This is a genomic window from Bradyrhizobium cajani, assembly GCF_009759665.1.
Classification (GTDB): domain Bacteria; phylum Pseudomonadota; class Alphaproteobacteria; order Rhizobiales; family Xanthobacteraceae; genus Bradyrhizobium; species Bradyrhizobium cajani.
Window position 1 is genome coordinate 76067 of sequence record NZ_WQNE01000029.1, and the last position, 19867, is coordinate 95933.

At 64.9% G+C, this 19867-nt stretch carries 14 protein-coding genes; 2 read left to right on the forward strand and 12 right to left on the reverse strand.

What is annotated here, in order from left to right:
* Nucleotides 1–7 precede the first annotated feature (7 nt).
* A complete protein-coding gene (locus GPL20_RS28620) occupies nucleotides 8–4660 on the forward strand; it encodes an autotransporter domain-containing protein (RefSeq protein WP_157333949.1) in 4653 nt (1550 codons plus the stop codon).
* Nucleotides 4661–5110: 450 nt separating this feature from the next.
* Here GPL20_RS28620 and GPL20_RS28625 read toward each other — a convergent pair whose 3' ends face one another.
* The 8 genes from GPL20_RS28625 to GPL20_RS28660 all read right to left on the reverse strand — a co-directional run bounded on the left by GPL20_RS28625 (nucleotide 5111) and on the right by GPL20_RS28660 (nucleotide 14709).
* Entirely contained in the window at nucleotides 5111–6223 is a 1113-nt protein-coding gene (locus GPL20_RS28625; RefSeq protein ID WP_157333951.1) for a polyamine ABC transporter substrate-binding protein, read from the reverse strand.
* 7 nt (nucleotides 6224–6230) lie between these two features.
* Entirely contained in the window at nucleotides 6231–7409 is a 1179-nt protein-coding gene (locus tag GPL20_RS28630; RefSeq protein ID WP_157333953.1) for an aminotransferase, read from the reverse strand.
* Nucleotides 7410–7417: 8 nt separating this feature from the next.
* On the reverse strand, nucleotides 7418–7744 hold the full coding sequence (locus tag GPL20_RS28635) for a rhodanese-like domain-containing protein (RefSeq protein WP_212436684.1): 327 nt from the start codon (nucleotides 7742–7744) through the stop codon (nucleotides 7418–7420).
* Nucleotides 7745–7903: 159 nt separating this feature from the next.
* Entirely contained in the window at nucleotides 7904–9832 is a 1929-nt protein-coding gene (locus GPL20_RS28640; protein WP_157333955.1) for a potassium transporter Kup, read from the reverse strand.
* A gap of 143 nt (nucleotides 9833–9975) precedes the next feature.
* The gene (locus GPL20_RS28645; RefSeq protein WP_157333957.1) at nucleotides 9976–11880 is read right to left on the reverse strand and encodes a potassium transporter Kup; all 1905 of its coding nucleotides are present in this window, start codon (nucleotides 11878–11880) and stop codon (nucleotides 9976–9978) included.
* A gap of 174 nt (nucleotides 11881–12054) precedes the next feature.
* Nucleotides 12055–12885, reverse strand: coding sequence for an OmpA/MotB family protein (locus tag GPL20_RS28650; RefSeq protein ID WP_157333959.1), 831 nt, complete (start codon nucleotides 12883–12885; stop codon nucleotides 12055–12057).
* A gap of 23 nt (nucleotides 12886–12908) precedes the next feature.
* Entirely contained in the window at nucleotides 12909–13682 is a 774-nt protein-coding gene (locus GPL20_RS28655; protein WP_018645542.1) for a motility protein A, read from the reverse strand.
* 202 nt (nucleotides 13683–13884) lie between these two features.
* Nucleotides 13885–14709, reverse strand: a complete 825-nt coding sequence (locus tag GPL20_RS28660) for an SDR family NAD(P)-dependent oxidoreductase (protein ID WP_167533263.1) — start codon at nucleotides 14707–14709, stop codon at nucleotides 13885–13887.
* Between the two features lie 99 nt (nucleotides 14710–14808).
* Between GPL20_RS28660 and GPL20_RS28665 the strand changes: the two genes are divergently transcribed.
* Nucleotides 14809–15102, forward strand: coding sequence for a hypothetical protein (locus tag GPL20_RS28665; protein ID WP_157333963.1), 294 nt, complete (start codon nucleotides 14809–14811; stop codon nucleotides 15100–15102).
* Nucleotides 15103–15118: 16 nt separating this feature from the next.
* Here the strand turns inward: GPL20_RS28665 and GPL20_RS28670 are convergent, their stop codons facing one another.
* The 4 genes from GPL20_RS28670 to GPL20_RS28685 form a co-directional block, all read right to left on the reverse strand.
* Entirely contained in the window at nucleotides 15119–15838 is a 720-nt protein-coding gene (locus tag GPL20_RS28670) for an RraA family protein (RefSeq protein WP_254125111.1), read from the reverse strand.
* Between the two features lie 122 nt (nucleotides 15839–15960).
* Entirely contained in the window at nucleotides 15961–16842 is an 882-nt protein-coding gene (locus tag GPL20_RS28675; RefSeq protein WP_157333965.1) for a CDP-alcohol phosphatidyltransferase family protein, read from the reverse strand.
* An 86-nt stretch (nucleotides 16843–16928) separates the two neighbouring features.
* The gene (locus tag GPL20_RS28680) at nucleotides 16929–17633 is read right to left on the reverse strand and encodes a phosphatidylserine decarboxylase (protein ID WP_309143208.1); all 705 of its coding nucleotides are present in this window, start codon (nucleotides 17631–17633) and stop codon (nucleotides 16929–16931) included.
* An 80-nt stretch (nucleotides 17634–17713) separates the two neighbouring features.
* Nucleotides 17714–19669: an ABCB family ABC transporter ATP-binding protein/permease gene (locus GPL20_RS28685; RefSeq protein WP_157333969.1), complete on the reverse strand. Its 1956-nt coding sequence runs from the start codon at nucleotides 19667–19669 to the stop codon at nucleotides 17714–17716.
* Nucleotides 19670–19867: the final 198 nt, after the last annotated feature.

Sequence of the window (19867 nt, forward strand, 5' to 3'; positions counted from 1 at the left end):
AGACGTGATGAAGACGGGGAAAGATTGTTTCGTGGCGACCCGCCGCCTGCGGGCTGCACTGATGACGTCGTCGGCACTGGCTTTGGCCTGGACATTGCCGGCCACGCCGTCGCAGGCGCAGGATGCCACCTGGCTCGCCTCGCCAAGTTCGAATAGCTACACAACCGGCGCCAACTGGGACACCGGCACAAGGCCGACCGGCACTGCCTATTTCGGCGCGTCGAACATCACCGACCTGTCGTTTTTTGGCGGTGTCACGGTCGGCGGCTGGACATTCAATGCCGGCGCCTCGAACTACACGTTTGACCTCAGCAGCTCACAATTGACCTTCACGGGCGCAGGCATCGTCATCAACAGCGGCGGCGCTACCATCGATACCGACAACTTCTCCCTGTATTTCCGGAACACCAGCACGGCCGGCGGAGCGACAATCAACATCAACGGCATCGTTCAATTCTTCGACAGCAGCACGGCCGGCACCGCCGCCATCAGCAACAACGGCTTCCTTCAATTCTCCAACAGCAGCACGGCCGGCAACGCAGCCATCAGCAACAACAGCGGCCTGGAGTTCTACAACACCAGCACAGCCGGCAGCGCAACCATTACAAACAACAACGGCGGCACGACGACTTTTTACTCCAACAGCACGGCCGGCAACGCAGCCATCACCAACGACTACCTCCTGTATTTCCAAGGCTACAGCACCGCCGGCAGCGCCACCATCACCAACAATGGCGGCATCACTTTTGATAACTTCAGCACAGCCGGCGACGCGTCGATCGTCAACAACGGCGGCCTAACCTTCCAAGACAACAGCACGGCCGGCGATGCGGCCATCATCAATAATGCCAACGCCTCGGTCGATTTCAGCCCCACCACGGGACTCAACGGCGACAACAAGATCAGCGTCGGCTCGATCGCGGGCGCGGGCTTCTACCAGCTCGGCGCCAATGAACTGACCGTCGGCGCCAACAATCAATCGACCGAGGTGAGCGGCGTCATCGCGGGCACCGGCGGCTCGCTGGTCAAGATCGGCACCGGCACGCTGACGCTGTCGGGAGCGAACACCTATACCGGGGGCACCACGGTCAACGGCGGCACGTTGCAGCTCGGCACTGCCGCCAGCGTCGGCACTATTCTGGGGACCGTCATTGTTGGCGCGAGCGGCACGTTCGACGTCGTCAACGCCAACACCAGCGGCATCACCAGCATCTCCAACGACGGAACCACGATCTTCCACAATGCGAGCTCGGCCGGCACTGCGAGCATCACCAACAATGACGGCACGCTCTATTTCCGCGACGCCAGCACGGCGGCGAGCGCAACCATTAGCAACAGCACCAACAGAACGACGGCGTTCTACGACACCAGCACGGCAGGCCACGCGACCATCAACAACAGCGGCTTGACGTATTTCTACGGCACGAGCTCGGCCGGCAATGCCAACATCGTCGGTTCCAGCTCCGGACAGGTCATCTTCCAGGACTCGAGCACGGCCGCAAACGCCATCATCACCGGCGGCACTTTCACAGGTTTCTACAACACGAGCTCGGCCGGCAGCGCCACCATCACGACCAGCGGCCAATTGTCTTTCCGCGACACCAGCACGGCTGGCAGCGCGACCATCACCCTCAACACCTTCGCCTACGCGTATTTCCTCAACACCAGCACGGCCGGCACCGCAACCATCAACAACGATGGATCGCTTTCTTTCGGCGGTACGAGCACCGCCGACAATGCCGTCATCACCAGCACCAACTCAATCGACTTCCGTCAAACCAGCACAGCCGGATACGCTGCCATCACCAACAATGGCAGCTTGACGTTCGGGGCCTCGAGCACCGCGGCCAGCGCAACCATCACCAACAACCTGGCAGCGTCTTTCGGCGGCGCCAGCACGGCCGGCAGCGCGACCATCAGCAACAGCTACAATCTATCATTCACCGGCACCAGCACCGCCGGCAACGCCGTCATCACCAACAATGCCGGCGGCCCCTTCAACAATTCCAGCGGAATGACCTCTTTCCGGGACAATGCGACCGCCGGCAATGCGCAGTTGATCAATAACGGGGCCAATACTTTCTTCGATTTCTCCGGCAGCTCCGGCCCGAACGGCGACAACAAGCTCAGCGCCGGCTCGATCGCCGGCGACGGTACCTTCTATCTCGGTGCCAACGCCCTGACGGTCGGCGGCAACAATCTGTCGACCACCGTCAGCGGCGTGATCGCCGACGGCGGCTACAGCGGCGCCGCGGGCGGCTCGCTGGTGAAGACCGGCACCGGCACGCTGACGCTCACGGGCACCAACACCTATACCGGCGGCACCACCTTCGCCGGCGGCACTGTCAGCGTCGCGTCCGAGGACAATCTCGGCGACCTCGCGGGCGGCCTGACCTTCAAGGGCGGCACGCTGCAGATCACCGGCACAGCCTTCAACACCACCGCGCGGACCATCAATCTGGGTGCCGGCGGCGGCACGTTCGACATTGCGGATGCAGCCAACAATTTCGTCCTGAGCCAGAATCTTGGCGGCACCACGCTGACCAAGACCGGCGCCGGCAAGCTGACCCTGACCGGCGCGGAGAATTTTTCCGGCGCGACGGTTTCCGCCGGTACGCTGGCGTTCAGCGCCAGTGCCACGGCCGGCAACGCCGTCATCGCCAACAGCGGCAACGTGGTGTTTGACGGCAATTCGACGCCCGGCAACGCGCAGCTCGTCAACGCCGCGTCCGCCGCCGTGTTCGACCTCTCGATGACATCAGGCCCCAATAGCGACAACAGGCTCACCGCCGGCTCGATTTCCGGCGTAGGGACATTCCATCTCGGCGCCAACGAGCTGACGGTCGGCAGCAACAATCTGTCCACCAACGTCGCAGGCGTGATCGCCGATGGCGGATCGGGCGGCGGCACCGGCGCCTCTCTGGTGAAAATCGGCACCGGCACACTGACCCTGTCCGGCATCAACACATACACCGGCGCAACTGTTATCGACGGCGGCACGCTCGCGGTGAACGGCTCGGTCCTGGCATCGAGCGGCGTCACCGTGAACAGCGGCGGCACGCTCGGCGGCACCGGCACCGTCGGCAACACGACGATCGCGAGTGGCGGCACACTGGCGCCGGGCAATTCCGTAGGCACCCTCTCCGTCAGCGGCAACGTCGCCTTCAGTGTCGGCAGCTTCTACAGGGTCGAGGTCTCCGCGACCGCCGCCGACCGCACCAACGTCACGGGCACCGCGACGCTCACCGGCGCCACCGTGCAGGCGGTGGCGATCCCCGGCAGCTTCCGCAGCCAGACCTACACCATCCTCAACGCGACCGGCGGGCTCGGCGGAACGCAATTCGCCGGGCTAAGCGCCTCCGGCAGCTTCAGCCCCACGCGCAATCCGCATCTCACCTACGACACGAACAACGTCTATCTCGTGCTCGATCCCGGCACGATCGTGCTGCCGGCAGGCACGGGCGCCAACCCGACCAATGTTGCCGACGCCATCAACAGAGCGGTCGCGGGCGGAGCGACACCGCCGGCCGGCTTCGATGCGTTGCTCAACATGGGCAACCCGCAGCTCAACCACGCGCTCGGCCAAGTCTCAGGCCAGCCTGGCGCCGCCAGCACGCAAGCCGCGTTCGACGCCACGCAGCAGTTCGTCAACATGCTCGACCCGCTCAATGGCGGCTCGGACGGCGAGCGCGGCGGGACTGCCGGCGGCGGCACGCTGGGCTACGCTTCCACGGAAACAAACGACGCCCGCGTTCGCGAAGCCTACGCCGCGGTGACGCCGCGCCAGGCGAGCGGCGATGTCCTCGACAGCCGCTGGGGCGTGTGGGCCTCAGGCTATGGCGGCGCCAGCAATCTGAACGGCAACGCTCCGGCAGGTTCGAGCACCACCACCAGCCGCATCTACGGCACGGCTGTGGGCGCCGATTATCGCCTCTCGCCGGACACGCTGCTCGGCTTCGCGCTCGGCGGCGCCGGCTTCAACTTCTCGGTCGCCGATAGCCTCGGCAGCGGCCGCGCCGATGTCTTCCAGGCCGGCCTTTATGCCCGCCACAATTTCGGCCCGGCCTACATCTCGGCGGCCCTCGCCTATGGCTGGCAGGTCGTCACCACCGACCGCACCGTGACGGTGTCGGGCACCGACAAGCTCACTGCGAACTTCAAGGCAAGCACCTTTGCGGGCCGCCTAGAGACCGGCTGGCGCTTCGTGCCCATCCCCGCCTCCACCTTCGGCGTGACGCCCTACGCAGCGGTGCAGGCCACGGCGTTCCACCTTCCCGGTTACGGCGAGACCGCGCTGGTCGGCAGCAACCAGTTCGCGTTGTCGTACACCTCGCAGGACACGACGAACGTTCGCACCGAGTTCGGCGCCCGCACCGACCAGCGCTTCCTCGTCAACGATGGCGTGCTCACGCTGCGCAGCCGGCTCGCCTGGGCCCACGACACCAACACCAATCGCTTCGTGAACGCCGCCTTCCAGACACTGCCGGGCGCGGCCTTCACGGTCAGCGGCGCGCGGCCAGCTGCCGATTCCGCACTGGTCGGTGGCCGTGCCGAGATGACATGGCGAAATGGTCTGTCGCTCGCCGGAACGGTCGAGGGCGAGTTTTCACAGAGCACGCAGACTTACACAGGCAAGGGCACGGTGCGTTATGCGTGGTAAGGTTCGGAGCGCGCTTTCGTCATAGTCAGCTGTCATCGCCCGGCTTGACCGGGCGATCCAGTATTCCGTGACGCCAGTGATTGAATCGAGAAGCCGCGGCGTACTGGATTCCCCGCCTTCGCGGGGAATGACAGCGAGGGCTAGGAAGCGGTTTGCGCTCCTGACACACGCTTCACGCCGAGAGCGGCATTGGACCTGATGGCCACCATGCCATTGTGCCAGTGTTTTGCCCGACGTGTCAAAGCAGCGGAGGCTGATGAGGTCAGGCGCGCCCGGCTTGTCTCGCAGGCCCACTTTTCATCACGCGCGAGGCGTCTCAGTTCCTTTGCGTCCGCGGAGCAATTAGGCCAAACGGCATCGCGACTTACGCGCCGCCACTGCCGGCAACGCGGAAGGCGCGGTTCTACTGTGCATGGGGTTGTTTTGCAGAAAATGAGTTGGCGAGGCGATTTACCGCCCCGTCTTCACCTTGGTCCAGAGCCGGTTGATGATCCGCTGCGTCGCCGGCTCGCGCGCCGTGATGACGAACAGCTTTGCGAGCGTCGCCTCGTCCGGATAGATGTTCTTGTCGTTCAGGATCTTCGGATCGACCAGCTTCTGGCTGGCGAGGTTGCCGTTGGCATACGACAAAAAGTCCGAATTCTTGGCGGCGACATCGGGGCGATAGAGATAGTTGATCAGCTCGTAGGCTTCCTTGACGTTCCTGGCGTCCGCCGGGATCGCGAGATTGTCGAAGAACATCTGCGCGCCCTCCTTCGGGATGGCGTAGCCGATCTCGACGCCGGTCTTGGCTTCGGCGGCGCGGGCGCGCGCCTGCATGATGTCGCCGGACCAGCCGACCACGAAGCAGATCTCGCCGGTCGCGAGCGCGCTTAAGTATTCGGAGGAGTGAAACTTGCGTACGGACGGGCGGACCTTCGCCACGACGTCGGCGGCCTTCTCGAGGTCCGCCTGCCTGGTCGAGTTCGGATCGAGCCCGAGCCAGCTCAGCGCCGCCGGAAAGATGTCGTCGGCGGAGTCGAGCATGTGCACGCCGCAGTCTTTGAATTTTGCCAGGTTCTCCGGCTTGAAGACGATGTCCCAGCTGTCGATCTTGGCATCGGGCCCGAGGATCTGCTTCACCTTGGCGACGTTGTAGCCGATGCCCGTCGTGCCCCACATGTAGTTCGCGGCGTAGACGTTGCCGGGGTCGTAGATGCCGAGACGCTGCGTCACCACCGGCCAGGCGTTGGCGAGGTTGGGCAGCTTCGACTTGTCGAGCTTCTGGAAGATGTTCGCCTTGATCTGGCGCTGCAGGAAATAGGCCGTGGGCACCACGACATCGTAGCCGGACTTGCCGGCCATCAGGCGCGTCTCCAGCGTCTCGTTGGCATCGAAGGTGTCGTAGACCACCTTGATGCCGGTCTCCTTGGTGAAGGCCTCGAGGACATCCGGCGCCATGTAGTTGGACCAGTTGTAGAAGTTGATGACCCGCTCCTCGGCCCTGGCTGGGGCGGAGAGCAACGTCAGCGCGGCGGCGATTGCAAAACCAAAGCAAAGCCTCGTGCGGCTGACGTTCGTCATTTCAAATCTACCTCTTGCGTCCGCGCACCGCGTCCGACAGCCGCTCCAGGGCGGTGTCGAGGGTCTGGTCCTTCTTGGCAAAGCAGAAGCGCACCACGGAGGTCACCGGGTCCTGCTCGTAGAAGGCCGAGACCGGGATCGCCGCGACCTTGTAGTCTTTCACGATCCGCCAGCAGAATTCGGTGTCGCTCTCGTTCAGCCCGAGCGGCGACAGGTCCACGGTGAGGAAGTAGGTGCCTTGCGACTTCAGCACGGGAAAGCCGAGGCTCTCCAGCCCCTTGGTCAGGCGGTCCCTGCTCCGCGTCAAATCCTTGCGCATCGACAGGAAGTAGTCGTCGGATTTGCCGAGGCCGTAGGCGACGGCGGCCTGGAGGTTCGGCGCGGTGGTGAAGGTCAGGAACTGGTGCACCTTGGCGGCGACGCGCAAGAGCGGCGGCGCGGCGCAGACGAAGCCGATCTTCCAGCCCGTCAGCGAGAAGATCTTGCCGGCCGAGCCGACCTTGATAGTGCGCTCGCGCATGCCGGGGATGGTGATCAGCGGGATGTGCTTGTGCTCGTCGAAGGTGACGTGCTCCCAGACCTCGTCGCAGATCGCGATGACGTCGAACTCCTGGCAGTAGCGCGCGAGCAGCTCGAGGTCCTCGCGCGGATAGACCACGGCGCTGGGATTCAAGGGGTTGTTGAACAGCACCGCCTTGGTCTTTGAATTGAAGACGCTTTTCAGCATGTCCTCATTCAGTCGCCAGTGCGGCGGCTCGAGCCGGACGAGGCGCGGAATGCCGCCGGCCTGGCGGATGATCGGCAGATAGGAATCATAGACCGGCTGGAAGCAGACGACTTCGTCGCCCGGCTGGACCACCGCCAGGATCGCCGAGGTCAGCGCCTCGGTGCCGCCGGAGGTCACCATCACCTCGCTCATCGGGTCGAGCTTGAGGCCGTGCCAGTGGCCGTAATGGGTCGCGATCGCCTGCCGCAGCTCCGGCAGGCCCATCATCGAGGGGTACTGGTTGTAGCCGTTCAGCGAGGCGTCGGCCGCCGCACGGCGGATGTCCTCGGGGCCGGGATCGTCAGGAAAGCCCTGGCCGAGATTGATGGCGTTGTTGTCGCGCGCGGCCTGCGACATCGCCTCGAAGATGGTGACGGGAAGGTCGGCGAAGACCTTGTTCAACGAAGAGCTTTTGGACATCGATCGGATCAGCCACCGACCTTGCTGGGAAGACCCGCCGCCTTCCAGCCAAGCATGCCGCCGGCCAGATGCTTGTCGTAAGCAAGGCCCGCGGCCTGCGCCGCCAGCGAGGCCGTTACCGAGCGCTTGCCCGAGCGGCAGGCGAACACGACTTCCTTGCCTTGCGGATCCGGGATCGCCTTGGGATCGAAGGTCGAGAGCGGAACCACGACGCCGTAAGGATAGGCCTCGGCCTCGACCTCGTTCGGCTCACGGACGTCGACGAGCAGATAGCGCCCTTCCGCGACACCCTTGGAGACCTCGTCCGGGGTCAGATCCTGTACCTGGTTTGCCACATCATCCTCCAACGTCGCGTCTGCCAGCCGGGGCGCCCCCGGCCGGCGGGCAACCTCGCCTCTCGGCTCACGAAAATCAAGCGCTACAAAGGCTTGAGCCGTGCGGCGCAAGTTAAAGCTAAATCGCAGCGACTTGAAGTGCGGCTTTGGTTTGCCTGCCTAGATCGTCACCTGAGTTCCGACCTCGACCACGCGTCCGGAGGGGATCTGGAAATAGTCGGTGGCGTCGTTGGCGGAGCGGCTCAGCGAGATGAACAGCCGGTCCTGCCAGCGCGGCATGCCGGAATGGGCGGCGGGCTTGAGTGCCCTGCGCGACAGGAAGAACGAGGTCGACATGATGTCGAACTGCCAGCCGAGCTTGCGGGCGATCGCCAGCGCCTTCGGCACGTTGGGCGATTCCATGAAGCCGAATTTCAGCGTCACCTTGGTGAAGGTCGGCGAGATCTGCTCCAGCCTGACGCGCTCGGCCGGATCGATGCGCGGGGTCTGCGCGGTCTCGATGGTGAGAATGACGTTCTTCTCGTGCAGCACCTTGTAGTGCTTCAGACTATGCATCAGCGCGGTCGGCGCGCTGAGCGGGTCCGAGGTCAGGAACACGGCGGTGCCGGGCACGCGCTGCGGCGGCCGCTTCTCCAGCATCGCCACGAGATCGGCGAGCGGGAACTCGAGCTTGCGGGACTTCTCGAACAGCAGCCGGCTGCCGCGGCGCCACGTGTACATCAGGAGGATCATCAGCGAGCCGAGCGCCAGCGGCACCCAGCCGCCCTCAAACACCTTGAGCAGATTGGCGGCCAGGAAGGTCAGGTCGAGGAACAGGAACGGCACGATCAGCGCGGCTGCCGCGAACGGCGACCACCGCCAGACCTTCCAGACCACGACAAAGCCCATCATCCCCGTGACCACCATGGTCCCGGTGACGGCGATGCCATAGGCGGACGCCAGCGCACTGGAGGACCGGAACAGGAGCACCATCAGGATCACGGCGACCAGCAGGAGCTGGTTGATCCGCGGGATGAAGATCTGGCCGGAATGGGCTTCAGAGGTATGGCGAATTTCAAATCGCGGCAAAAGCCCGAGCTGGATCGCCTGGCGCGTCAGCGAATAGGCGCCGGTAATGACAGCCTGGCTCGCGATCACGGTGGCCATGGTGGCGAGCACGACCATGCTGCCGCGGACCCAGCCTTGCGGAAACAATTGGAAGAACGGGCTCACGATCGCCCCGGGGTCATCCAGAACCAGCGCCCCCTGCCCCAGATAGTTCAGTGCTAGCGACGGCAGCACGATGAACAGCCAGGCGGTCTGGATCGGCCGCTTGCCGAAATGGCCGAGATCGGCATAGAGCGCCTCGGCGCCGGTGACCGCCAGGAACACAGCGCCCAGCGTGACGAAGCCGATGATGCCGTGATGGAGCATGAACGACACCGCATAGAGCGGGTTCAACGCGAACAGGATCTGCGGCTGCCGCATGATCGGCCCGATCGCCGCGATCGCGATCACCGCGAACCAGACGCACATCACCGGACCGAAAAACGCCGCGACGCGGGCGGTGCCGTGCGATTGCGCCGCGAACAGAACGACCAGGATCACCACGGTCAGCGGAACGATGTAAGGCTCGAAGGTCAGGGTGACGTCCTTCATGCCTTCGATGGCCGACAGCACCGACATCGCCGGCGTGATCACGGCATCGCCGTAGAACAGGGCGCCGGAAATGATGCCGAGCAGGACGATGGTCGCCCCGCGCGTGCCGACCGCGCGCTGGGCCAGCGCCATGAGGGCGAGCGTGCCGCCCTCGCCATTGTTGTCGGCGCGGAGCAGGATCACGACGTATTTGAGCGTCACCACGACGACGAGCGCCCACAGGATCAGCGAGGCCACACCGAGCACGGCGGCCGTCGTGGGCGCCCCTTCCGCGCCCGAGGCCGCCGTTACCGCCTCGCGGAACGCGTAGAGCGGGCTGGTGCCGATATCGCCATAGACGACGCCGATGCTGCCGAGCGTCAGCGCGCCGAAACCGGCGGTGGTGTGGGCATCGCCAAGCCCATTGGCCGCCGCCGTTTCCGGGGCGGGAACTGCTACGTCGCTTGTCATGGGAGAGACTGATGGCCTCTAAAGATGCTCACGGCACAACGGCGGAAGGGAGCGCGCGGGCTTATAGGCCTGCGCTGCCGGCATAGCCTAGCCCGATTTTGGGCCCTTGGCATGCAAAAACCGCATATGTCCGCCAATCGCGTTCAAATAGTGACCTGGGTGCCGACTTCAACCACCCGACCGGTCGGAATTTGGAAATAGTCGGTGGCGTCGTTGGCCGATCGGCTCAGCGCGATGAATAAATGGTCCTGCCAGAGCGGCATGCCCGACTGCGCCGAAGCCTTCAGCGAGCGGCGCGATACGAAGAACGAGGTCGACATGATATCGAACTGCCAGCCCTGCTTGCGCGCGATCGCAAGGGCCTTCGGCACGTTCGGCTGCTCCATGTAGCCGAAGCGCAGGCGGACCTTCGAGAACTTGTCGCTGACCTTGTCCATCCGGAATCGTTCCGACAGATCGACCCGCGGCGTCTGCGCGGTCTCGATCGTCAGAATCACGTTGTGCTCATGCAGCACCTTGTTGTGCTTGAGGTTGTGCAGCAGCGCCGTCGGCACGAAAGCGGGATCGCTGGTCAGGAACACCGCGGTGCCCTTGACGATGTGCGGCGGCCGCTTCTCCAGGCTCCGGATCAGATCGTCCAGCGGCACTTCGATCCGGCGCGTCTTCTGGATCAGGATTGCCGAGCCTTTCCGCCAGGTCCAGATCGTCCCCGCCATGGCCGCGCCGAACAGCAGCGGCACCCAGGCGCCCTCCAGCAACTTCAAGAGATTGGCGCTGAAGAAGCTCAGGTCGACGACGACGAAGGGCACGATCACGGCAGCAGCCGTGGCAGCGCGCCAGTTCCACAACTTCCAGATTACGACGAAGCCCATGATGCCGTCGGCGACCATGGTGGTGGAGACCGCGATGCCATAGGCCGAGGCCAGATTGCTGGGGGTGTGGAACAGCAGGACCAGCAGCATCACGCCGATCAACAGCAGCCGGTTCACACGCGGCAGATAGATCTGGCCGGCGTGAGTCTCGGAGGTGTAGCGCACCTCGAAGCGGGGAAGCAGGCCGAGCTGCACTGCCTGATAAACCAGCGAATAGGCACCGGTGATCACCGCCTGGCTCGCGATCACGGTCGCAGCGGTCGCAAGGCCCACCAGCGGCAGCACCAGACTTTCAGGCACCATGCGATAGAAGGAATGCTCGATCGCGGCGGGATCGGACAGCACCAGCGCGCCCTGCCCGAAATAATTGATCAAGAGTGCGGGCAGCACGAAGAACATCCAGGCCGACTGGATCGGCTTGCGGCCGAAATGGCCGAGATCGGCATAGAGCGCCTCGCCCCCGGTCACCGCCAGGAACACGGCGCCAAGCGTCACGAGGCCAATCGTGCCGTGCGACAGCACGAACTGCACCGCGTAATAGGGGTTGATCGCCGCCAGCACGGAGGGATCGTCGGCGATGTGGACGGCCCCCATCACCGCGATGACGGCGAACCATACCACCATGACCGGCCCGAAGGCCGAGGCCACCAGCGCGGTCCCTTTGCTCTGGACCGCGAACAGCAGCGCCAGGATGAGGACCGTGAGCGGCACCACGTAGTGCTCGAACGCGGGGGTTGCGAGCTTGAGGCCCTGGACCGCCGAGAGCACGGAGATCGCCGGCGTGATCATGGAATCGCCGATGAACATGGAGGCGCCGACCACGCCGAGCGCGAGCAAAACCCAGCTTCGCCGCCCGAGCGCGCGCTGGCCGAGCGCCATCAGCGAGAGCGTGCCGCCCTCCCCGTTATTGTCGGCGCGCAGCAGCAGCAGGACGTATTTGGCGGTCACGACGATCAGCAGCGCCCACAGGATCAGCGAGAGCACGCCCAGCACAATGACCCGCGAGACCGGCTCGCCATGGGCCGCGCCCTTGACGGCCTCGTGGAATGCATAGAGCGGCGAGGTGCCGATATCGCCGAAGACAACGCCGATGCTCCCAAGCGTGAGGGCCCAGAAACCCGAGGTGACCGGCCCTTGCCCTTCCTGAGCGTCGGTCGATGTGATGCTCGCCGTCATGAGGAACTAGAAACGCTTCTTCCCGAGAATTGATCCGGCGCCTTTTGACGTTTCCGGCGCGCCTGTCAATCGGCACGCCATCTTAGCAGGCGCGGAGCCGGATGCTGTGACGGCGTGGCCACGTTCGTGGCCCGCGCGACGACATGCCTCAGGTAGGATGGTAGCGCAAGTGGCCTATGGCTTCAGATTCGGCGGCAGCGGCGGATCTTCGCGCATCAGGGTGATCGTCACCCGCCGGTTGGCCGCGAGCGAGGGATCGTCCGGAAACAGCGGCTGGGTATCCGCCTTGCCGGAGACGGCGAAGATGTGCGACGGCGGCAGGCCCTCGCGTTCGAGGATCTGGCGCACGGCATTGGCGCGATCGGCCGACAGGTCGAAGGCGCCGTAGTCGCTGCGGACCGGCACGAATCCGGCCGCGGTATGGCCAGCGATGGAGACGCGGAGCGGCGTTGCCTTGAGCGGAATCGCGAGCTTCTCGATCAGGCGGCGGGTGCGGTCGTAGGGCACCTTGGAGCCGTCGGCGAACATCGAGCGGCCGTCCTGGTCGACGATCTCGAGATTGAGACCCTGCTTGGTCTCCTCGAACATGATGTGCTTGGACATCTCGGTCAGCTCCGGCATGTCCTGCAACGCCTGGCGCAGCGAGGCCGCGGCGAGCGCGAAATTGCGGTCGACCTTGATCTTCGCGCCCGACGTGCGGTTGCGGTCCTCCTGGTCCGGCGTCGGCGTGTTGGAGGCGTCCTCCGGCTGGATGTGGTCGACGTTCTTCAGCCGCGGGCGTGTCGGCAGGCCGTCGGACTCGACGATGCCGGCGTAGCGCGCTTCGCTCTGCACGCCGAAGGCGTCGCGCATCGAGCCGGCGACGATCTTCAGCTTGTTGGCATCCTGCGTCGAGAACGCGACGAGCATGACGAAGAAGCTCATCATCAGGCCCATGAGGTCGGCGAAGGTCACGAACCAGCCGTGACCGCCCCCATGCGCATCGCCGCGTTTCTTCTTGGCCATGACCTAGATCCCGGTGCGCGCGATCAGGCCGGCACCGGCTCGCCTTCGGCGTGACGATGCTTCTCCGGCAGATAGGCCAGCAGCATTTCGCGCACCAAGGTCGGGCTCTTGGAGTCGCGGATCATCAGGATGCCGTCGATGATCAGGGTGCGGTTGGTCTCTTCATCCAGCAGCTTGCCGTGCAGCTTGTCCGCGATCGGCAGACAGAACAGGTTCGCGACCAGCGCGCCGTAGAGGGTGGCGAGCAGTGCGGTCGCCATGAACGGGCCGAGCTTGGAGGGGTCGGTCATGTTGGCGAACATCTGCACCATGCCGATCAGGGTGCCGATCATGCCGAAGGCCGGGGCGCAGTCGCCGATGGCACGGTAGATCTTGCTGCCTTCGTCCAGATGCATCAGGAAGTTGTCGCGGTCGCGCTCGAGATTGTCGCGGATGAAGTCGAGGTCGTAACCGTCGGCGACGTAGCGGATGCCCTTGGCGAGGAACGGCTCGTCGGTCTCGACCTTTTCGAGACCCACCGGACCCTGCTTGCGGGCGATCTCGGCGATGCGGGCGAGTTCGTCGACGAGGTCGTGGGCCGACAGGCGACTCATGGTGAAGGCGAACTTGGCGCCGAGCGGAAGGCCGTGCAGGAGCGCCGAGAGCGGAAAGCGGATCATGGTGGCGGAGATCGAGCCGCCGAAGATGATGATCATGGCATGTTCGGAGATGAACATGTGGAGATCGCCACCCATGAAGATCATCGCGGTAATGACGATGATGCCCGCCGTGAGGCCAACGCCCGTCATGATATCCATGGGAGACTCCAACGCGAACGCAACAACGGCCGTCCTGGCCGATGGTGCGGCCCAACCCCGAACCGCATCGGAAACCCTAGAGCGCCGCCCTTAAAGCCGCGTAAAGGTTAAGTCTGGACAGTGTGGTACGCCGCGCCGCAGGCGCTGCGATTGCCGTCCAGCGGCACGAATCTCAACACTTCGCTAACCATAACCGGTCGCGTTAGGACGACAGGCCCGTCAGCTCCAGGCTAAGCGCGCGGAGGCGCTTGCGTGCCTCGGCATCATAGGCCTGCGGATTGGCGCGCGCCTCGTTCATGCCGTTGAAGAACGCCCCGCTCTTGTCGGCAACATCGTCGCCCTCGACGAGGTGCAGGATGGCAGCACCGCCTTGCTGCACCGTGGACATCGGCGTGATGCCGCCGGCGCGCACCATCGTGGTGTTCATGTAGGTCGCGGGGTGCAGCGCGTTCACGGTGATGCCGGTGCCTTGCAGTTCTTCCGCAAGATCGATCGTGAACATGATCTGCGACAACTTGCTCTGCGCATAGGCACGTGAACCGCTGTAGCCCTTCGCAATCATGACGTCCTCGAAATCGATCGGGTGCTGGCCGAGCGAGGCGACGTTGACGATGCGCGAAGGCGCCCCGGCCTTCAGCAACGGCAGCAACAGATGGACGAGCAGGAAACCGGCGAGATAGTTCACGGCAAATCGCAGCTCGTGACCGTCGGCACTGACTTGCCGCTGCGGCCCGTCATTCTGCGAACCGATGCCGGCATTGCTGACCAGCACGTCGAGGCGCTGGTGATCGCGCTTCACAGCCTCGGCGAGTGCGCGCGTGCCCGACATCGACGACAGGTCGGCCTGATAGAAGGTCGGCGCGACACCGCCGGCCTTCAGTATCTCGTCGCTCACTGCCTTCGCACGCGCCGCATCGCGGCCATGGATCAGGACCCCTGCCCCTTCTTCGGCAAGCCGGCGCGCGACGTAGCGGCCGACGCCGTCGGTGGAGCCGGTGATCAGGACCGTCTTGCCCTTCATTTTCATTGTACGTCCTCCGACTGCGGCCCTGCGCCACATCGGTGACGAGGGATCGTGGCGATATTCTATCGCCCTACGGCTGCTCCATCGCGGGAGCCATTGGCCATGTTGACACTGTTCGGTCTTCTCACCGCGCTGCCCGCGGTGCTGGCGGTCCATCTGCTCGAGCCGGAGCTGGTCCTGCCTGTGTTCAGCGCTCTGCTCTTTGTCGAGGCTGCCTTCGCCGTGATCGCAGCGCGCCTGATTCACGTCCCGGATAATGCGGACGACATCACCCTGTGGGATATTGCCGGCGGCTTCACCCTGATCGGATGCGCCGCCGCGGTGCTCGGCGAGCCGGATCAGGCCGCCCTGTTTCTGGAGGAACAGGGCGCCCTGCGGCCGTCGTCGCGGCCGTAGGGCTTCCGTCGCGCGCTCAGTGAATCTCCGCCGAGCGCTTCAGCGCGGCCTTCAGCTTCTCCAGCGAGAAATCGGGGCTGCGGGCGATCTCCAGGATCGGCGTCTCGCGGCGGCCGCAGAGCTCGGCCGCCTCGGGCAGTTTCGCGGCAATGTCGAGCGGGATCACGATGGCGCCGTGCTGGTCGGCGTGGATGAGATCGTCCGACTTCACGGTCATGCCCGCAACGCGCACCTCGCCGCCAAAGCTCTCCGCGTGCACCCAGGCATGCGAGGGGCCGATCGAGCCGGCCAGCGCCTGGAAACCAGGTGCCCATTGCGGGATATCGCGGATCGAGCCGTCGGTGATGACGCCGAGGCAGCCCAGCGCCTTGTGCACGTTGCTCTGCACCTCGCCCCAGAATGCGCCGTAGCCGACGTCGGGACCGTCGATGTCCTGGATCACCGAGATGCGCGGACCATGGCCGGTGCCGACATATTCGTAATATTCGATACGGCGCTTGGATTGCTCCTCCGCGGGAAGCGAGGACTTCAGCACCGAGCGGATCGCAACCGTACGGGCGTAGCCGACGATCGGCGGCAGATCGGGGAACGGGCAGACCAGCGGCTTGGTGGTGTAGCCGATCAGCCGGCGCTCCGGCGCCACGATCTCCATGGCATTGCAGATCGTCGGCGTGTCATAGCGGCCCAGCGCTTCGAGGACGGAAGCGGGCAGCGGCCCGGTCGCGGTATTGGTCACGGCGTTCTCTCCCAGATTGGCGGCCGCTGTTGGCGCGATGCCGCCGGCACAGGGCGATATAGCCGAGATCGAGCCTCAACCCAACTCAGCGCGCCTCATGGCAGATATCCCGCGAAAAACGCTCAGTGCAGCCGCCCGGGCCGATCGTCGTCGTGCGGCGGCTCCGACAGGTTGGTCAGCGTCGGCGCCGAAGGCGGCGACGGGACCTCGCCTCCCGCCGGCGTGGCAGCTTCCATCGCGCGCGCCTGGTCGCGATAGGATTTGTAGCCGAGCGGCAGGCAGAGCAGATACAGCACCGTGCCGATCGACAGCACGTGCCAGGGATAGGCGATCAAGAGCGCGATGAAGACGATCACGGCGACGAACGCCGGCAGCACCAGTTCGGGCGGCACGCGCATCCGCTTGGTCTTGCCGGAGAACACCGGAAGGCGCGACACCATCAGGAAGGCGATCAACAGCGTGTAGGCCGCCGTCACCGCCGCAGGGGTGCGCCCGAGATCGAGGAACGCGACATAGATCGGCAGCAGCACCGTGATCGCGCCGGCCGGCGCCGGCACGCCGGTGAAGAAATTGGCGGCGAAGGCCGGCTTGTTGGGATCGTCCATCGTGGCATTGAAGCGCGCCAGGCGCAGGCCGCCAGAGATCGCGAACACCATGGCGGCAATCCAGCCGGCATTGCCGAGCTCGTGCAATTGCCAGAAATACAGCATCAGGCCGGGCGCGACGCCGAAATTGACGAAGTCGGCGAGGCTGTCGAGCTCGGCGCCGAACTTCGACTGGCCCTTGATCAAGCGCGCGATGCGGCCATCGATACCGTCGAGCGCGGCCGCGAACACGATGGCGTAGACGGCGAGCGACATCCGCCCCTCGATCGACAGGCGGATCGAGGTCAGGCCGGCGCAGATCGCCAGCAGCGTGATGACGTTGGGCACCAGCATCCGCACCGGGATCGGGCGGAACCGCCGGCGGCGGACGTCGGGATCTCTCAAATCATAGGGCGTCATTGCTGGTCCTCACCTCAAGGCGAGATATAGCAAGCCGCGTCCCCCTCCGCCATTGCGGCGGAAGGCCCTCGAGCACCGACTATTGGTTAACCGGCGCGGTAGGCGCGGTTCGGGTCCTCGGCGGCAAGGTCGGCCAGGATCGTCTCGCCGGCGATCGCGGTCTGCCCTTCCGATACCAGCGCCTTGGTGCCAACAGGCAGATAGATGTCGAGCCGCGAGCCGAAGCGGATCAGGCCGAAGCGCTCGCCGGCACCGATCGCCTGCCCCTCCTTGACGAAACAGACGATGCGTTTTGCCACGAGGCCCGCGATCTGGATCACGCCGATGCGGCCCTGCGAGGTCGAGATCACGAGCGAGTTGCGTTCATTGTCCTCGCTCGCCTTGTCGAGTTCGGCATTGATGAACAGGCCGGGCCGGTAGGCGATGCGGTCCACCCTGCCCGCCACCGGGCTGCGATTCACGTGGCAGTTGAACACGCTCATGAACACCGAGATGCGCGGCAGCGGCCGGTCGCCGAGGCCGAGTTCGGCCGGCGGCAGTGCCATGGTGATCATCGAGACGCGGCCGTCGGCCGGCGACACCACGAGACCCTCGCGCACCGGCGTCACGCGCACGGGATCGCGGAAGAACAGCGCGCACCACACGGTCAGGATCGTGCCGATCCATCCCAAAGGCGACCACAGCCAGAACAGGACGAGGCTGGCCAGCGCAAAGCCGCCGATGAAGGGATAGCCCTCCTTGTGGATCGGCGGGATCTGACGCTGGATCGAATCGAGAATGGACATCGCTATCTGCCGCTGAAAGGTTGATGCCGCGCGGGGGCACCCGCGCGTTGGAGTTGTTTAGGCCAGAGTTGGGACCGGAGACAAGGTCACTCCGCCGCCGCCGGGGTCGTGAGTGGGTCCGTGACCTGCGGCGGCTCCCGGTTGGGCGCCTCGCTGCTGTCGGCTATCCTGGCCAGCTTCTCCCGTGCCGCTTCGGCCTCGCGCTGCCTGTTCCACATGCTGGCGTAGAGCCCGCCGTGCGCAAGCAGCTTGGCGTGGGTGCCGCGCTCGGCGATACGGCCCTGGTCCAGCACGATGATCTCGTCGGCCCCCACGATGGTCGAGAGCCGGTGCGCGATCACCAGCGAGGTGCGGTTCTTGGCGACGCGGTCGAGCGCGCCCTGGATCTCGTGCTCGGTGTGGGTGTCGAGCGCGGAGGTCGCCTCGTCCAGCACCAGGATCGGCGGCGCCTTGAGCACGGTGCGCGCGATTGCGACGCGCTGCTTCTCGCCGCCCGACAGTTTCAGGCCGCGCTCGCCGACCTGGGTCTCGTAGCCCTTCGGCGCCATGCGGATGAAATGGTCGATCTGGGCGAGGCGCGCGGCCTGCTCGACTTCGGCGTCGTCAGCGTCCCAGCGGCCGTAACGGATATTGTAGCGGATGGTGTCGTTGAACAGCACGGTGTCCTGCGGCACCATGCCGATCGAGGCGCGCAGCGAGTTCTGCGTCACCTCGCGGATGTCCTGACCGTCGATCAGGATCCTGCCGCCGGAGACGTCGTAGAGGCGGAACAGCAGCCGCGAGATCGTCGACTTGCCCGCGCCGGACGGACCGACGATCGCAACGGTCTTGCCGGCCGGCACCTCGAAGCTGATGCCTTTCAGGATCGGCCGGGTCGCCTCATAGGCAAAGCGCACGTCATCGAACCGCACCGTGCCGGCGGAGACGACGAGCGGCTGCGCATCGGGCGCGTCCTTGATCTCGGCCTCGCGGCCGATCACGCCGAACATCTTCTCGATGTCGATGATCGCCTGCTTGATCTCGCGATAGACCATGCCCATGAAGTTCAGCGGCTGGTAGAGCTGGATCATCATGGCGTTGACCAGCACGAAATCGCCGACCGTGTTGGTGCCGTTGCGCACGCCGATCGCGCACATCATCATCGTCGCGGTCAGCCCCAGCGTGAAGATCACGGCCTGGCCGGTGTTGAGAACGGCGAGCGAGGTATAGGTGCGGATGCTCGCCTCCTCGTAGCGCTCCACCGACTTGTCGTAGCGCTGCGCCTCGCGCGCCTCGGCGCTGAAATATTTCACGGTCTCGTAGTTGAGCAGCGAGTCGATCGCCTTGGTATTCGCCTCGGTGTCGGAATCGTTCATCTTGCGGCGGATGCCGATCCGCCATTCGGTCGCGATGTAGGTGTAGTACATGTAGAGTGTGACCGTGATCAGCGTCGCGACCACGTAGCGCCAGTCGAACTGCCAGAGCAGCACGGCCATCAGGAGCGAGACCTCGACGATGGTCGGGATCAGCTGCAGGATCACCATGCGCACGATGACCTCGATGCCCTCGCGGCCGCGCTCGAGCACGCGCGTCAGGCCGCCGGTCTTGCGCTCGAGGTGGAAGCGCAGCGACAGCTCGTGCATGTGGATGAAGGTGATGGTGGCGAGCTTGCGCACCGCATGCATGGCGACGCGTGCGAAGATGCCGTCGCGCCATTGCGTCAGCACCGCCATCACGATGCGCATCGCGCCATAGCTCGCGGTCAGCAATAGCGGCGCGGCGATCACCCAGAGGTGCCAATTGTCGGCCTGCACCGGCGCGGTGTTGTCGCCGGTGAGCGCATCGGTCGCCCATTTGAAGCTGAACGGCACCGTCAGCGTGATCAGCTTGGCCGCGAGCAGCAGCACCATCGACCAGACCACGCGCATCTTCAGGTCGAAGCGGTCGCTTGGCCAGATATAGGGCCACAGATGCGCGAGCGTGCCCATCAGCGTGGCCCCGGCCGGCGACCCGCCGGCAGGATCGGGAACGTCGGCGCCGTCGAACGATTGAGGTTGGTCCATCAAGAAGCCTGAAAGCCCGCCGGATGCGGGCGTCGCCGCGATTAACGATTTTCGCCTGTCATATAGAGCCTTCCCGATGCCAGCGCACCCCGCCAGATGGCGAATCTTTGATTGTTTGTCGCCATTTACCGGTAGATTTCCGGTGGGCTCGAATCACCGTTTGGGCTTGACGCCCCTTCGCTGCAATGCATCATGGCA

Bases quoted from the DNA above. Each gene is read 5' to 3' on its own strand.
- GPL20_RS28645 (WP_157333957.1), bottom strand. From the start codon at position 11,880: ATGACGGCGAGCATCACATCGACCGACGCTCAGGAAGGGCAAGGGCCG.
- GPL20_RS28675 (WP_157333965.1), bottom strand. From the start codon at position 16,842: ATGACGCCCTATGATTTGAGAGATCCCGACGTCCGCCGCCGGCGGTTC.
- GPL20_RS28650 (WP_157333959.1), bottom strand. From the start codon at position 12,885: ATGGCCAAGAAGAAACGCGGCGATGCGCATGGGGGCGGTCACGGCTGG.
- GPL20_RS28685 (WP_157333969.1), bottom strand. From the start codon at position 19,669: ATGGACCAACCTCAATCGTTCGACGGCGCCGACGTTCCCGATCCTGCC.
- GPL20_RS28630 (WP_157333953.1), bottom strand. From the start codon at position 7,409: ATGTCCAAAAGCTCTTCGTTGAACAAGGTCTTCGCCGACCTTCCCGTC.
- GPL20_RS28660 (WP_167533263.1), bottom strand. From the start codon at position 14,709: ATGAAAATGAAGGGCAAGACGGTCCTGATCACCGGCTCCACCGACGGC.
- GPL20_RS28620 (WP_157333949.1), top strand. From the start codon at position 8: ATGAAGACGGGGAAAGATTGTTTCGTGGCGACCCGCCGCCTGCGGGCT.
- GPL20_RS28625 (WP_157333951.1), bottom strand. From the start codon at position 6,223: ATGACGAACGTCAGCCGCACGAGGCTTTGCTTTGGTTTTGCAATCGCC.
- GPL20_RS28665 (WP_157333963.1), top strand. From the start codon at position 14,809: ATGTTGACACTGTTCGGTCTTCTCACCGCGCTGCCCGCGGTGCTGGCG.
- GPL20_RS28655 (WP_018645542.1), bottom strand. From the start codon at position 13,682: ATGGATATCATGACGGGCGTTGGCCTCACGGCGGGCATCATCGTCATT.
- GPL20_RS28640 (WP_157333955.1), bottom strand. From the start codon at position 9,832: ATGACAAGCGACGTAGCAGTTCCCGCCCCGGAAACGGCGGCGGCCAAT.